This window comes from Methanolobus profundi (genome assembly GCF_900114835.1).
Taxonomy (GTDB): Archaea; Halobacteriota; Methanosarcinia; order Methanosarcinales; family Methanosarcinaceae; genus Methanolobus; species Methanolobus profundi.
Genome location: NZ_FOUJ01000001.1, coordinates 152,667 through 167,796 on the forward strand (window position 1 = coordinate 152,667; position 15,130 = coordinate 167,796).

13 protein-coding genes are annotated in these 15,130 nt (G+C 43.9%); 9 read left to right on the top strand and 4 right to left on the bottom strand.

The features are described 5' to 3' along the window. Positions 1–401: 401 nt before the first annotated feature. A complete protein-coding gene (locus BM008_RS00835) occupies positions 402–1,700 on the top strand; it encodes a TrpB-like pyridoxal phosphate-dependent enzyme (RefSeq protein ID WP_091931852.1) in 1,299 nt (432 codons plus the stop codon). A 17-nt stretch (positions 1,701–1,717) separates the two neighbouring features. Here the strand turns inward: BM008_RS00835 and BM008_RS00840 are convergent, their stop codons facing one another. After that, complete coding sequence (locus tag BM008_RS00840) at positions 1,718–1,903, bottom strand: hypothetical protein (protein ID WP_091931855.1); 186 nt, start codon at positions 1,901–1,903, stop codon at positions 1,718–1,720. Positions 1,904–2,369: 466 nt separating this feature from the next. Here BM008_RS00840 and BM008_RS00845 point away from each other — a divergent pair, with 466 nt between their 5' ends. The 7 genes from BM008_RS00845 (at position 2,370) to ahbC (ending at position 10,423) form a co-directional block, all read left to right on the top strand. Continuing rightward, positions 2,370–3,044 (top strand): 4Fe-4S binding protein, encoded by a 675-nt coding sequence (locus BM008_RS00845; RefSeq protein WP_143072234.1) that lies wholly within the window; start codon positions 2,370–2,372, stop codon positions 3,042–3,044. Between the two features lie 68 nt (positions 3,045–3,112). Then, positions 3,113–5,356 (top strand): ATP-dependent DNA helicase, encoded by a 2,244-nt coding sequence (locus BM008_RS00850; protein WP_091931860.1) that lies wholly within the window; start codon positions 3,113–3,115, stop codon positions 5,354–5,356. 143 nt (positions 5,357–5,499) lie between these two features. After that, positions 5,500–6,780: a histidinol dehydrogenase gene (gene hisD / locus BM008_RS00855; RefSeq protein ID WP_091931862.1), complete on the top strand. Its 1,281-nt coding sequence runs from the start codon at positions 5,500–5,502 to the stop codon at positions 6,778–6,780. A gap of 103 nt (positions 6,781–6,883) precedes the next feature. Continuing rightward, the gene (locus tag BM008_RS00860) at positions 6,884–7,282 is read left to right on the top strand and encodes a DUF1699 family protein (RefSeq protein ID WP_091931865.1); all 399 of its coding nucleotides are present in this window, start codon (positions 6,884–6,886) and stop codon (positions 7,280–7,282) included. 237 nt (positions 7,283–7,519) lie between these two features. Beyond that, positions 7,520–8,287 carry a uroporphyrinogen-III C-methyltransferase gene (gene cobA / locus BM008_RS00865; RefSeq protein ID WP_091931868.1) on the top strand — a complete coding sequence of 256 codons (768 nt, stop codon included), beginning with the start codon at positions 7,520–7,522 and terminating at the stop codon, positions 8,285–8,287. Between the two features lie 11 nt (positions 8,288–8,298). Next, entirely contained in the window at positions 8,299–9,090 is a 792-nt protein-coding gene (locus BM008_RS00870; RefSeq protein ID WP_091931871.1) for a uroporphyrinogen-III synthase, read from the top strand. Between the two features lie 130 nt (positions 9,091–9,220). Then, the gene (gene ahbC / locus BM008_RS00875; protein ID WP_091931875.1) at positions 9,221–10,423 is read left to right on the top strand and encodes a 12,18-didecarboxysiroheme deacetylase; all 1,203 of its coding nucleotides are present in this window, start codon (positions 9,221–9,223) and stop codon (positions 10,421–10,423) included. A gap of 238 nt (positions 10,424–10,661) precedes the next feature. Here ahbC and BM008_RS00880 read toward each other — a convergent pair whose 3' ends face one another. From BM008_RS00880 to BM008_RS00890, 3 genes are read right to left on the bottom strand one after another with little or no spacing between them, the layout of a single operon-like run. Further along, the gene (locus BM008_RS00880) at positions 10,662–11,012 is read right to left on the bottom strand and encodes a desulfoferrodoxin family protein (protein ID WP_091931878.1); all 351 of its coding nucleotides are present in this window, start codon (positions 11,010–11,012) and stop codon (positions 10,662–10,664) included. A gap of 23 nt (positions 11,013–11,035) precedes the next feature. Beyond that, positions 11,036–11,548, bottom strand: coding sequence for a ferritin (locus tag BM008_RS00885; RefSeq protein WP_091931880.1), 513 nt, complete (start codon positions 11,546–11,548; stop codon positions 11,036–11,038). Positions 11,549–11,575: 27 nt separating this feature from the next. Next, the gene (locus BM008_RS00890; protein ID WP_091931883.1) at positions 11,576–11,926 is read right to left on the bottom strand and encodes a DsrE family protein; all 351 of its coding nucleotides are present in this window, start codon (positions 11,924–11,926) and stop codon (positions 11,576–11,578) included. A 509-nt stretch (positions 11,927–12,435) separates the two neighbouring features. On the opposite strand from BM008_RS00890, the gene BM008_RS00895 reads away from it, so the two are divergent. Further along, positions 12,436–15,027: a valine--tRNA ligase gene (locus BM008_RS00895; RefSeq protein WP_091931885.1), complete on the top strand. Its 2,592-nt coding sequence runs from the start codon at positions 12,436–12,438 to the stop codon at positions 15,025–15,027. The last annotated feature ends 103 nt before the right edge of the window (positions 15,028–15,130 follow it).

A 15,130-nucleotide genomic window follows, 5' to 3' on the forward strand; every position in this document is an offset into this window, starting at 1 on the left:
GATGGTACATCTCATATATTTTTGAATTCAAATTATATGTTCCGTATTTCTAGATAGCTATAATCCAGCATTATTACGAAAAATATTATTTAATATCGTAATCCGAGTCCGTACTCACCAAGATAGAAGAAAAGCAATTCAAATTATCAGAATTAAAGAAGTATGTGGCTGCTTTATGTTAAAAAGTTAGTTATTCTCCAGCACCATTAAATACCACACATATTTTACTCCCCTCATCATTTTTAAAATCAATCTAATGATATTATCAAATTATAATGGAGGGAAAAATGAGCTAATTTGATGATTTCCTAATACTCAATTCCACAAATCAAAACCATTAAATAGGCTAAAATGTACTCTTTTATACATTGTTGAATTCCCTTTTTCACAGAGGTATAACTATGGATCATACAAAGATATTACTTGACGAGAATGAGATGCCAAAGCAGTGGTATAACATACTGGCTGACCTTCCGGTGGAGCCACCACTGAACCCGGCGACCAATGAGCCGATGAACCCTGCGGACCTTGAGCCTATATTCGCGAAAGAGCTCATAGCACAGGAGATCAGCTCCAAGAAATACATTGACATTCCTGATGAGATCCAGGAGATATACAAGCTCTGGAGACCATCACCTCTGCACAGGGCACACAGGCTTGAAAAGGTACTGGGTACGCCTGCAAAGATATACTACAAGAACGAAAGTGTCAGTCCTGCAGGAAGCCACAAGCCTAACACTGCGATCGCACAGGCTTACTATAATATGAAAGAAGGTACCGAGAGGATCACAACTGAGACCGGTGCCGGACAGTGGGGCAGTGCATTGTCACTCTGCTGTAACTATTTCGACATCGAGTGTAAGGTCTATATGGTACGCTCAAGCTTCTACCAGAAGCCATACCGTAAGTCACTTATCAACCTCTGGGGAGCAAATGTCGTTCCTTCCCCAAGCAATGAGACACAGTTCGGAAGGAAGATCCTCGAGATGTATCCTGACACAACAGGAAGTCTTGGTATAGCTATCAGTGAAGCGATTGAGGAAGCTGCTCTTAACGACAACACCAAATATGCACTTGGCAGTGTGCTTAACCACACCAGTCTGCACCAGACAGTTGTAGGTCTTGAGACACAGGCACAGTTCGACAAGACAGAGGACTATCCTGACATCGTAATCGGGTGCTGTGGTGGCGGAAGTAACCTTGCTGGTGTCAGTCTCCCATACATCAGGGACAATCTCGCAGGCAAGACCGACACAAGGTTCATAGCAGTAGAACCATCCGCATGTCCGACCCTCACATCAGGTGAGTTCAAGTACGACTTCGGTGACATGGCACAGCAGACACCATTGCTTAAGATGTACACACTGGGTTCAGAGTTCATTCCACCAGCGATCCACGCAGGCGGTCTCAGGTACCACGGTGCATCACCTATCATAAGCAAGATCGTTGCCGACGGCATCATGGAAGCAACCTCATACCACCAGGTAGAGGTATTTGATGCAGCAGTCCAATTCGCACGCAGTGAAGGTATCGCTCCTGCTCCTGAGTCCTCACATGCTATCAAGTGCGCCATCGATGAAGCACTCAAATGTAAGAAGACAGGTGAAGAGAAGACCATCCTGTTCAACCTAAGTGGTCACGGTCACTTCGACATGGGTTCATATGACAAGTACTTCAGCGGCGAGCTGAGCAACGACTGATAGCGACCAAATATTTTTCAGTAAAAGTGGTTCAATGCCACTTTTTCATTTCTATTTTTTGGATTTTTAGAAATCCTGCTGATCAAAACTTTGAAATCAGTAATTTTTAATAACTGAATTATTTCAATAGTCTTCAGGATTGTAGGGAAGGAAGGTGTTGCTTTTGGCGGATGATGCTTTGATATTTCATTGCCACTGATCATTTGTCGGTCCATCAAAGGCACAGGGATGCCGGGAACAACAATATTGCAATCGAAGAATGATTAACTTAAACCATCCCGAAGGGTCCGGCGAAGCCGGCACAATCCTAAAAAGTGCAAGAAATATTCTATGACTTTAATTTTGCTTCTGCCTGCAAACGAGTATTTCCACAGACCTGATAGTTGACCAAAAAAATGAGATGATTCTGCAGATACATGATACATATAAAAATTCCAGAGCGTTTATTTTCCCCTCGCAGTGTATTATTTCCTATGGATGTTAACTTTGAACAAATCAATTTTAAATAACTGCACTATTCTCATAGTCTTCATGGCGGTGAAGGAAAGTGCCGCCTGCGGCGGATGGTTGTTGTGTTCTTTGTTTTCCAACGATTATTTACAGTGACGTCAAAAGCACAGGGATACAGGGGGCAACAATATTTCAATCAGGTATACCTTAGAATATATTGTGAAAAACGTCAATGATCTGCTGTCTGATCCTGCCAGACGAAAGTCCGTTGAAGCTTTTCGCTTGTTTCTTCAATTAACAGGACTTGCGATCTTCGTTTATTTTGGCAGCCAGTCCACAATATATGTTATACTTTTAAGTGTACCTCTGGCCTTGCTCTTTGGACCTGTCTATTGTGGATGGATGTGCCCGAGAGGCCTTTTCCAGGATATCTTTGCAAGACTTGGACGAAAGGTCCTTGGCAAACGATACAACGTTGCAGTTCCAAGAAAATACCATCCATTACTGATGTATTCCAGATACGCACTGATGCTGTTTGTTCTGGTGACTTTGATTCTTTCAGAACTTGGTCTTCTTCCCGAATCCACAGGAATTCTCATACTTGAAGGACTGGTGGTCATAATGGTCGTCTCGATACTGCTCTCATTTTTTGTGGACAGGGCAGCATGCAAGTATTTCTGCAAGGAAGGGGCTGCTGCGGGACTACTGAACCTTGTAAGCAGAAAGAAGATAAGAAGGGCTGCTTCATTGTGTATTTCATGTGGCATCTGTGACCGTGTCTGTCCCATGTGGATAGAAATATCGAACAGGGAGATAGTTACGGACCATTCCTGTGTCTGCTGTTTTAAGTGTGTACAGGCCTGTCCGGTGGATGCACTCTCTATTGATGAGTGATAATGGCTTTTTGTGGTTGCATTGAGTTCGGGTAAATTTATTAGACATTTTAACCTTTAATCCCGATAATGAAAATCGAATCTCTTGACCTGCCAGACGATGTCATTCGTTTCTATCTTGATTCCGGTATTGAAGAGCTATATCCTCCTCAGGCAGAAGCCATTGAAAAAGGATTGATAGAAGGTAATAACCTGCTTGCTGCAATTCCAACAGCATCAGGAAAGACACTTCTTGCAGAGCTTGCAATGCTAAAGGCAATATCCAAAGGTGGAAAAGCTCTCTACATAGTGCCGCTACGTGCTCTTGCAAGTGAGAAGTTCGATAGGTTCAGATCATTTTCCTCTGTATCAGTAAAGCCCGGGGAGAACAGGGGTCTTAGGGTAGGTATATCTACAGGTGATTTCGAATCAAGGGACGAGTGGCTCGGTTCTAATGACATAATCGTTGCCACATCAGAAAAGACCGATTCCCTCTTACGTAATGAGACCTCATGGATGCAGGAAATTACAACCATTGTTGTGGATGAGGTACATCTGCTTGACTCTGCTAACAGGGGTCCTACTCTTGAAGTAACTCTCACAAAGCTCATGAAGCTCAACCCTAATTGCCAGATCATTGCTCTTTCGGCAACTGTGGGTAATGCTTACGAGGTAGCTGACTGGCTGAAGGCAAAACTTGTGCTAAGTGAGTGGCGTCCTACAAGTTTACGTGAAGGTGTTTACTATGGAGGGAACATCAATTTTCATGGTTCACAGAAACTTATAGATCCAAGGACCAATGATGATGCTGTCAATATCCTTCTGGATACACTGGAAGAAGGAGGGCAATGTCTTGTCTTTGAGAGCAGCCGTAAGAACAGTGTCTCATTTGCCAAAAGGGCAGGTGCAAAGGTATCAGAGACACTTGATAAGCTCACACGTAATGCACTGGATGAACTTGTGGAGCAGATCATAGAGAACGGTGAGACCGAGGCTGCCAACGAGCTTGCAAAATGTGTGAGGAATGGTACCGCTTTCCATCATGCAGGACTGAACTCAGCACACCGAAGGATAGTAGAGGACGGTTTCAGAAGCAACAAGATAAAGGTGATAAGCAGCACTCCTACCCTTGCAGCAGGACTCAATCTTCCTGCAAGAAGGGTGATCATCAGGAGTTACAGGCGTTACGACCCGAATTATGGAATGCAGCCGATCCCTGTCCTTGATTACAAGCAGATGGCAGGCCGTGCAGGCAGGCCGCATCTTGATCCATATGGTGAATCCGTGCTCATCGCCAAGTCATACGATGAGATGGCAGGTCTTTTTGATAATTACATTGATTCGGATGCTGAGGATATCTGGTCCAAGCTCGGTTCAGAGAATGCCCTGAGGACTCACATCCTTTCTACCATCGTGAATGGTTTTGCAACCACAAGGGATGGACTTCTGGAGTTCATTGAAGCGACCTTCTTTGCCCACCAGAACGATACATGGGGAATCATGGATGTGGTTGATGAATGTCTTGATTTCCTGAGGGATAACAAAATGCTCGAAGGAGATGAGGCATTGCTTCCAACAGCTCTTGGAAGACTTGTATCCACACTTTACATCGACCCGCTTTCAGGTGCTTATATGGTGGATGGTCTGAAGAAAATAAAAAATCCTACAACTATTGGTCTTCTTCATCTTATTTGCAAGACTCCAGATATGAGGCAATTGTATTTAAGGTCCAATGAATCTGAAATAATCAATGATATTGTTATGGCTCATAGTGATGAGTTTGTGGAAATTCCACCTCGTTCTAAAGAAATGGAATATGAGTGGTTTTTAGCTGAAGTAAAAACCGCTCTTTTGCTACAGGATTGGGTAGATGAAAAACCTCTTGATCCAATTACAGAAAAGTTCAATGTCGGTGAGGGTGATGTGCATGCTTTTGCGGACATTGCCGAGTGGCTGATGCATTCCATGTCAAGGCTGGCAGGTCTTATTGCTCCTGAAATGAGCACTGACGTTTCCAACCAGACCGCCCTTCTTGAGAAAAGGATACATTATGGGGCTTCGCCTGAACTTATTGAACTTGTCAGTATACGTGGTATCGGTCGTGTACGTGCCCGTAAGCTCTATGATAATGGGATCAAGACCACTGATAGCATAAAGGAGGCCGGTCTGGAACGTGTCTCTGAACTGATCGGTCCAAAGACTGCGCTAAAGCTCTTTAATGAGATCGGTCTTCATCTTGATATCCGATCAGAGGAGCCGGGAAAGGTAAATTCACAGACCATGAGCTCACTTATGGAAAATGAGCAGAGCACTTTCAGTGACTTTGAAAAATAGTATATGATATCCTTCTGCTGCCCTGTTCTAAGAATTATATATGATGAACAGGTATAAGCATCAGAAAACAATTAGTCATTTAGCAATAATTATCAATTTGACGTTATCATATTACAATTCTACAGACCTTCAGGGGAAATATCATGCTTTACAAGAAACTATCCGAACTTACCGATGAAGAAAGGAACAAACTGGTCGGCCGTGGTGGCGGGGATCTTGCAGATGTCGGAGAGACAGTTGCAGCAATTCTAAAGGATGTAAAGCATAATGGCGATTCAGCCCTTCGAGAATACACTAAGAAGTTCGATGGTGCTGATATAGAGGCCATCGAGGTCTCTAAGGAAGAGATAGATGAGGCTGCAAAGAGCGTTGACCCTGAACTGCTGGCAAACCTTGAGTTTGCGGCAGCAAATATCAGAAAGTTCCACGAGGCCCAGATGCCTCAGAGGATCTGGTTCATTGAAGTATCCCCGGGAATAGAACTGGGACAGAAATTCACTGCGCTTGAAAGCGTAGGTGCATACGTTCCTGGTGGCAGGGCATCGTATCCTTCCACAGCTCTCATGACAATAGTGCCTGCAAAGGTTGCGGGTGTCAAGAATGTGGTCATGTGCACTCCTCCGGGTAAGGATGGAAAGGTCAATCCTCTGACACTCGCGGCAGCAAAGGTGGCCGGAGCAGATCACGTTTATAAAATAGGTGGTGTACAGGCAGTTGCCGGTATGGCATATGGAACTGACACTGTCATGAAGGTGGACAAGATAGTAGGTCCTGGCAATGTTTTTGTTACATCTGCAAAGATGCAGGTAAGGGACATGGCTGAGATCGACTTCCCGGCAGGCCCCAGCGAGGTGCTGATTATTGCTGATGATTCGTGTAATGCCAGAATGGCCGCATCTGATATGATCGCTCAGGCAGAGCACGACCCGAACGCTGTGTCTGTAATTGTTACTACATCTGAGAAGCTTGCAGAAGCTGTAAAGGTCGAAGTGTTAAAGCAGGCAAAAGAGACCCTCAGGACTGAAATAGTCAATACGTCACTTGAGAATGCCGCAGTTCTGGTAGCTGATTCTATGGAAGAGTGTATTGTTTTCTCCAATGAGTTCGCTCCTGAGCACCTTGAGATAATGGTAGAGGATGAGGATGCTGTCCTTGAGGGAATAGAACACGCTGGTTCTATATTCGTGGGCAATTATGCTCCGGTCCCTGTAGGAGATTATGCATCAGGTACCAATCACGTTCTTCCTACGGCTGGTTACGCCAGACTATACTCCGGACTCAACCTTGCACATTTCATGAAATCCGCAAGCATACAGAGGATCAGCAAACAGGGACTCGAAACTTTGAAAGATCCTGTTATATCACTGGCTGAAAAAGAAGGTCTGCAGGGGCATGCGGATTCTGTCAGAACAAGGTTCGAGTGAGACACCCTTTTACTTTTTTCCATGGCAAATCGGTAATTATTTAATAGGTGAACACATACATTATTTTATTAAGTTCTCAACGAACTGGAGGTGAGGGAGACTTATGAAAATAAGAGTTGTAAGTTCGCGAGAGGAGATACCACATTTAAATCCAAATGAAAGGGTCATCCATCTTGCTTTCAGACCATCGAACAAGGATATATTCTCACTTGTACAGACATGTCCAAAAGTAGAAGTTATCCAGATCCCGAGTTCTTACAGACGTACTGTCTCAAAGTCCATCGAGATGTTCATGGCCATGCAGAACATTAAGCTCATTGAAGGCGATGTGTGGGGTCACAGGAAAGATATCAACGAGTACTATAGTATTGCACCCGCGTTGCTTGACAAGATCAAGGAGCTTAAGTCCGAAGGTATGTCTGATGAAAATATAGTCAACAAACTGGAACGTGAAGGCAAATTGAACAGAGAAATGCTGTTCTATATATTAAGCAAGAAGTAAATTTCAACGGGTTGGATCAGGTGCGGTATCAGTGGAGGTACAGCACTCATCTTCTATTTAAATAAAGTTAATTGATAGGTATATCAATTAATTATTTTTGTTTTTCTATTGACCAGCTTTGCTTTTATTTTACCAGATAAAGTTATCTTGTTTTAGATTGTAACTTGAGACGATGCATATTTATAAGTTGGTAAGTTCATTACCATTCTAAAAAAAGATTAACAGGATCTCACTAACATGGCCCAGAAATATGGTAAAGTCTATTTGGTTGGTTCAGGCCCGGGTGACCCGGAACTATTAACTCTTAAAGCACGTCGTCTTCTTGATACTGTCGAAGTTGTCGTATATGATCAGCTTCCTGGAAAGGCTATCATCGATTCCATTCCGGAAACCACTGAGAAGATAGATGCAGGTAAACATGCAGGAGAACACACACTTACCCAGGATGAGATCAATGCTGTGATCGTCCAGAAAGCTAAGGAAGGGAAAGATGTAGTGCGTCTTAAAGGCGGAGACCCATACATGTTCGGCCGTGGCGGTGAAGAGGCTCAGGAACTGATAGCTGAAGGTATCGAGTTCGAGGTAATTCCTGGTATCACATCTGCGGTAGCTGTTCCTGCATATGCCGGAATACCTGTGACTCACAGGGACCATGCTTCAATGGTGACATTCATCACCGGTCATGAGGATCCTACAAAAGCAGAGAGTGCTCTTGACTGGGAAACACTTGCGAAGTTCGACGGGACCATTGTCATATTCATGGGCGTCAAGATGCTTGGCAGGAATGTCGGTGAACTGATGAAGTTCGGCAAGGATCCAAAGACCCCTGTTGCACTTATAGAAAGAGGCACAAGGCCTGACCAGCGTGTGACCGTTGGTGTCCTTGAGAACATTGCCGAGGTTGCCAAAGAAAGAGGCGTGAAGGCTCCTGCTATCACAATAATCGGTAACGTTGTCCAGCTTCATGGTATACTGGGTGAACAGGCACCTGTCAGTTTTGATTAGAGGTGTTGCCCTTGGCAGAAGATATCAAGAAACCTGTACTCGCGATAATGCGCCCAAAACGCTATCTGGAAGATTCAGTAGCATTAGCAGAGAAAATGGGATTTGAGCCCCTTGCAGTTCCTATGATCGAACTTGCGGACATGAAGGATGAATACTTCGATGGTTTTGTGGAACATGTCATGTCGGGAGTATCTGACTATGTTATCTTTACAAGTGCCAACGGTATCGACTTCACTCTGAGCAAGATAGAGGACAGGGAAGGGTTCATTGATGCCCTCAATGCCACAAAGGTAATTGCCATAGGTCCGACAACCCGTAAGGCTCTGGAAGACCTTGGTATCAATGTACTTGGAATGCCGGGAGTGTACAGTTCCGAAGGTCTTGTAGAGTTCCTGTGTCCCGATGTGAAAGGCAAGGTCATTGACACAGCCAGGAGTTTCTATGGTTCTACTCTTCTAATAGAGGGCTTAAAGGAATGTGGTGCCGAAGTTCACGAGACAAAGGTCTATACACTGACAAAACCAGAAGGTAGTGCACAGGAAGATTTCATTTCCAGGGTACTTGCCCGTGAGATCGATGTTTTCGCATTCACAAGTTCCATGATGGTGCGCAATTTCTTCGAGCATGCTGTGGACCAGTCCTCAAAGAAGGATGTAATTGATATCATGAACGATTCCATAGTTGCTGCCATTGGAATTCCCACTGGGCAGACCATAGAAAGCTATGGTGTGAATGTTTCAGTAACGCCAGGAAAGTTCACATTTGAGGATATCCTCAAAAAGGTCCGGGAACTGCTTGACTGAGCATTCCCTCATTATTTATTTTCAATAGTCTTTCATCCTGTCTACCATAGATATAATATAGGATGATCGTATAGGTGTTCGCATATATTGGAACGATTTTCTTTTATTCTTTTATTTCGGAGTCCTGATCATGATAGGTATTTCAAAACTTTATTGCAGAACTGTGGAGCCATCGGATGCGCTTCGTTATGGGCGTGATTCTAAAAAACTCCCATCCCACCTGCTCCAGTTCTCAAAGGATAAAAAACCGGTTGTAGTCTGGAATGTTACCCAGCGCTGTAACCTTCGCTGTGTTCATTGCTATGCTCATTCAAAGGATATTGATTATAAAAATGAACTTACTCTTGAAGAAGGTAAGGCTCTCATAGATGACCTTGCTGATTTTGGATGTCCTGTCATCCTGTTCTCTGGTGGTGAACCTCTTATGAGGAAGGACCTTCCTGAGCTCGCAGGATATGCAACCTCAAAAGGTATCAGGGCTGTTATATCAACAAATGGTACAATGATCACACAGGAAATGGCCAGGACCCTCAAGAATATCGGCCTTTCTTATGTGGGCATCTCTATTGACGGAATGCGTGAGACCAATGACAAGTTCCGTGGCATAGAAGGCTCGTTTGACCGTGCCATGCAGGGTCTTCATAACTGCCAGAAGGAAGGTATCAAGGTAGGTCTCAGATTTACGATAAATAAACACAATGTTCATGATATCCCTGCAATATTCGACCTGATGGAAAAAGAGAACATTCCTCGTATCTGTTTCTATCACCTTGTATATGCAGGACGTGGCTCTGATATGATCAATGAGGACCTGTCCCTTGAGGAGAGTCGTGCAACTGTGGACCTTCTTATCGATAAGACAAGGGATCTGCATAGTAAAGGTAAGATGGTCGAGGTTCTCACGGTGGATAATCACTGTGATGGTCCATACATCTACCTGCGTCTTCAAAAAGAGGACCCTGAAAGGGCTGCAGAGGTTCTGGAACTTCTGAACATGAACAGGGGCAATTCCACAGGTATAGGCTTTGGATGTGTATCATGGGATGGTTCTGTTCACCCTGATCAGTTCTGGAGGCACTATTCCTTTGGTAATGTAAGGGACCGTAAGTTCAGTGAGATCTGGAGAGATACGGATGATGAACTTATGGCAGGTCTTAAGGACCGTAAGCCACTCATCAAGGAAAATGGCGACAGGTGTGCCAAATGTAAATGGTTCGATGTCTGTAATGGTAATTTCCGTGTAAGGGCAGAATCTGTCTACGGGAATGTATGGGCAGATGATCCGGCATGCTATCTCACTAAAGAAGAAATAGGTTACGAAGACTTCCAGTGACCTTTCTTTTTTATTTTTAATTATGCATGCATGTATGGGACCATATAGCTCAGGAACAAATATGCCATTATCCCGGTTATAAATGCCAGAAATGCGAACTTAGCTACTAGTTTTACTAACATTGCCATCACCTCTTTCCTTTCGCAGGATCGTACTATACCATGTGAAGGTGGAGATGAACAGGTATAAAAAAGATGTGGCAACGAATGCCACATATCTATTAATTCTATGTACGTGTTCAGACTTCTATGCAGTTCTGCCAGACACCATGAACATTACAGTATTCAAGTGCGCAGAATGACTTGAAATCATCGATGTTGTTCACGTGGAAAGTAGCAACAGGGTCTGTGTGGACCGCTTCGAATGTCATTTTTCCGAAATTGACGGTCTTTCCTTCCTTGGTAACACCATAGAGCTCTACCCACTGGATGTGATGCTCTACTGTGTTTGGATGTGGTACTTCCTTACCAACTACCACACGTACGAAGTTTGCCTTGGCCTGACCATGTCCTTTGATGATCTCGATGTCAGGAACATGTTTCTCTTTGCCTTCAACTTCCTTACCTTTGAGTATTTCCCCGAATTCCATATTTTCACCTTTTATATTGTAAATTATTCTTTCTTTGCAGGAGGATTGAATGTCCTTGCTTCAAGTTCCTTGTCCAGCATGAAAAGACCGTTACCGTCCTCACCGACAAGTTTGAGCTTTGCGATCATCTCGTTGTCGTTTGCTTCTTCCTCTATCTGTTCGGTTACGAACCACTGGAGGAATATCTGGGTTGCATAGTCCTTCTCTTCATTTGCAAGGCTTACCAGTTCATGGATCGACTTTGTGATGAACTGTTCATGTTTCAGTGTTGCCTCGAACATATCTAATGGAGTACCGAAATTCTCCGGTGGTTTTTCAATGGCATGAAGGATGACCTTTCCACCCTGATCGTTCACGTAGTCGTATATCTTCATAGCATGGCTCATCTCTTCATTGTATTGGACCATGAACCAGTTGGCAAAGCCATTTAGTCCTACGTAGGTGCAGTGAGCTGACATGTCCATATAGAGGTATGCAGAATACATCTCTTTGTTGATCTGCCCGTTAAGGGCCTCTGTCATCTTTTCGCTTATCATTTCATTTCTCCATTCTTGTATTTACGATCATACTACGATTATCTCATAGCCATCATTCATATATCGTGCCATGCTTGGATGTCCGAACATCTCATCACATAATGGCAGTTCCTGATCCTTTGCACTTTCAAGACTTTCCATTTTGGATGCACACGCCCTGCATACGCAGTCTATAAGACCTGCATCCTTTGCTTTGGAATAAAGGCTGGTAAAAGGTCTTTTCTCTCCCTCTGCCTCTTTCACAAGCCGGGTTGCAGAACCTTCTATCACTAATTTGACATCATAGCCTTTCTCTTTCATATCAAGCGCATTCATCAGAGCGTGGACGAAACACATCTCTTCTCCATTAAATGCAAAAATAGCTACTTTTCTGGTCATAGCTCACCTCATCTGATAGATACTCGCCTCTGCTCCCCTTTCTAAAAAGGAGTAGATTTGTATAAAGTGTTTTCGGTTTCCTGCTATTTTTATAAGAATACGGAGGTACCGTTGTCAGTCATATTTTATTGTATATGTGTTCTAATTAAGAACAAAATCGTAATATTCATATAGTTCCCTTCCCTCACAAGAGGTGGTTCGTCCCTGTGCGTGGATCCGGACAAAGATAGGGCATATGTTCCAGACGGTATCATCACCCATTCGTCAAGGAAATGTTTGCTTTCGATCGTACACCAATGACCTTTTGTCCTTCCAGGGCTTTCTGCAAGATGCCTTTTTGTGCAGGGATGACCTCTATTCATTTTCTTTTTTGTAAGATCCCTCTGGCACTGATGCACTTATTGAGCTTAACCAGATAATTTAAATAATCTTACACCACTTAGGATAAAAAAACACGATCACTATGTCTGATCATAACATTAATTGATTATACTCATCGGAGAGTCACAATGACCATTCCAAAAGAATATGACCCACATATCATAGAGCCTAAATGGCGCGATTCATGGGATATGTCCATGTATCATTTTGACTGGAAAGATAACAGCAGACCCCAGTTCATAATTGATACTCCGCCACCATATCCTACTGGTAATTTCCATATCGGTAACTCTCTTAACTGGTGTTACATTGATTTTGTTGCAAGATACAAGCGCATGTGCGGATATAATGTGATGTTCCCACAGGGCTGGGACTGTCACGGTCTTCCTACTGAAGTAAAGGTGGAGGAGATCCATGGCATCACAAAGAACGAGGTATCCAGGGAAGAGTTCAGGAACATGTGTCGTGAGCTTACTGTCGGCAACATCGAGAAGATGAGACAGACAATGTTGAACCTTGGTTTCTCCACTGACTGGAGCAACGAGTTCGTGACAATGGAACCTGAATACTATTCTAAGACCCAGAGATCTTTCAGGAACATGTATGATCAGGGTCGTCTCTATCAGTCCGAGCACCCTGTTAACTGGTGTCCTAGATGTGAAACAGCTATTGCATTTGCAGAAGTGGAATATGACCCAAGGGAAACAAAGCTCAATTACCTGCACTTCGATGGTCTTCAGATAGCTACATCCAGACCGGAACTGCTTGCAGCATGTGTTGCTGTTGCTATCAATCCTGAGGATGAACGCTACAAGGAAAACCTCGGTTCCACTGTAAAAGTACCTCTTTTCGGACATGACGTAAAGGTCATCGGTGACAAGGATGTTGATCCGAGTTTCGGTACCGGTGTTGTCATGATCTGTACTTTCGGTGACAAGCAGGATGTCAGATGGTGGCTCGAACATGGTCTCCCATTGCGTAAGGCTATCGACAAGAAAGGAAGAATGACAGCTATCGCTGGTAAGTATGAAGGAATGACAATTCCTGAATGTAAGCAGGCTATCATTGTGGACCTTGAAGCAGAAGGCTATCTCTTTGAACAGAAACCTCTCGACCAGAATGTCGGTATGTGCTGGAGATGTAGTACTCCTATTGAGATCCTCTCCGAACGCCAGTGGTTCATCAAGATCGATAATGAAGAGATCGCAAAGGCTGCAAATGAGATCGAATGGCTGCCTGAGTATATGAAGGTCAGGCTTGACAACTGGAACAATACAATGGAATGGGACTGGTGTATATCCCGTCAGAGGCTTTTCGCAACCCCTATCCCTGTATGGTACTGTAAGGAATGTAATGAGGTAATGGTAGCCAAGGAAGAATGGATGCCTATCGATCCTACAATACAGCAGCCACCGGAAAGCTGTAAATGTGGATGCACAGAGTTCGAGGCAGAAGAGGATGTTCTGGATACCTGGATGGATTCATCTATCACTGCACTTCATGTTTCAGGATGGCTCACAGACCATGAGATGAGACTTCCTACACAACTTCGTCCACAGGGTCATGATATCATCAGGACCTGGGCATTCTATACTATACTACGTTCAATGGCTATCCAGGGTAAGAGGCCATGGGATGCTATACTGATCAATGGTATGGTCCTTGGAGAGGACGGACACAAGATGAGCAAATCCCTTGGTAATGTCATCTCACCTGAAGAGGTCATAAAGGATTACAGCGCGGATTCATTCAGGCAGTGGGCTGCAATTGGTGGTTCACCAGGTTCCGATGTGATGTTCCGCTGGAAGGATGTGGTCTCAGCATCCAGGTTCTTTGCAAAGATGTGGAGTATCTACAGGTTCAGTATGTCCCATCTGGAGGAATACGAATATGCTGATATGAGCATAGATGAGCTGAAGATCGTTGACAGGTGGCTTCTCAGTAACCTTAACAGACTGATAAGTTCAGTAACAAGGTCAATGGAAGATTATCAGTTCGATGAGGCATTCAAATCAATAAGGGGATTCACATGGGATGTCCTTGCAGATAATTATATAGAACTTGTAAAGGCACGTCTTTATGGTGACGACGAGGCTGGAAAGAAAGCTGCGAGGTACACATTGTATGTTGCTATCGATGCCCTTTCACATATGCTTGCTCCGTTCGCTCCGTTCTTTGCAGAGGAGATGTTCTCCCGCATTGGTGAGGGTAGCATTCATGTAACATCATGGCCAGAAGCTTGTGACTCTATGGTCGATGCTGATATCGAGGCCTCAGGAGAGTTCATCAAGGACATTGCCAGCAGCGTAAGGAGATACAAGTCCGAGCATGGTATGGCACTCAATGCTCCTCTTGAGAAGATCGAGATATATGGTACACTTGCAGACATCACTGATGTGCTGGGTGCGACCAATTCTCCTGTAGAAGTAATAGCTGGTGAACCTGATTTCGAGCATGTTCCTGTTAATGTAAAACCTAATATGGGTGTAATAGGTCCGAAATTCAGAGGACAGGCAAAGGACATCATCAATGCTCTGACCGAGGAGAACCCAAAGAAGATCGCAGATGAGATCGCAAAGGGTAAGATCACTGTGATGGTCAATGGTGATATGCTTGAGCTCGAACCTGAATGTGTAGCGGTCGAGAAGGAAGTAGTATCAGCAGGAAGGGCCGTGGATGTACTTGACATCAGCGGAATTCCTGTTGTGATCGTAAGATAAGGTCAGATGGGTGTATTATGCGGGCTGCTCCCGCATAAACTTTAAAAACATCCATTTCTTATTTTATATCGGCAATTTGAATAATTGCCATATCAATATTAAA

Excerpts from the sequence above, each read along its gene's own strand:
- BM008_RS00850 (WP_091931860.1), top strand. The coding sequence starts at position 3,113 with ATGAAAATCGAATCTCTTGACCTGCCAGACGATGTCATTCGTTTCTAT.
- ahbC (WP_091931875.1), top strand. The coding sequence starts at position 9,221 with ATGATAGGTATTTCAAAACTTTATTGCAGAACTGTGGAGCCATCGGAT.
- BM008_RS00880 (WP_091931878.1), bottom strand. The coding sequence starts at position 11,012 with ATGGAATTCGGGGAAATACTCAAAGGTAAGGAAGTTGAAGGCAAAGAG.
- BM008_RS00895 (WP_091931885.1), top strand. The coding sequence starts at position 12,436 with ATGACCATTCCAAAAGAATATGACCCACATATCATAGAGCCTAAATGG.
- cobA (WP_091931868.1), top strand. The coding sequence starts at position 7,520 with ATGGCCCAGAAATATGGTAAAGTCTATTTGGTTGGTTCAGGCCCGGGT.
- BM008_RS00860 (WP_091931865.1), top strand. The coding sequence starts at position 6,884 with ATGAAAATAAGAGTTGTAAGTTCGCGAGAGGAGATACCACATTTAAAT.
- BM008_RS00885 (WP_091931880.1), bottom strand. The coding sequence starts at position 11,548 with ATGATAAGCGAAAAGATGACAGAGGCCCTTAACGGGCAGATCAACAAA.
- hisD (WP_091931862.1), top strand. The coding sequence starts at position 5,500 with ATGCTTTACAAGAAACTATCCGAACTTACCGATGAAGAAAGGAACAAA.
- BM008_RS00890 (WP_091931883.1), bottom strand. The coding sequence starts at position 11,926 with ATGACCAGAAAAGTAGCTATTTTTGCATTTAATGGAGAAGAGATGTGT.
- BM008_RS00835 (WP_091931852.1), top strand. The coding sequence starts at position 402 with ATGGATCATACAAAGATATTACTTGACGAGAATGAGATGCCAAAGCAG.
- BM008_RS00840 (WP_091931855.1), bottom strand. The coding sequence starts at position 1,903 with ATGATCAGTGGCAATGAAATATCAAAGCATCATCCGCCAAAAGCAACA.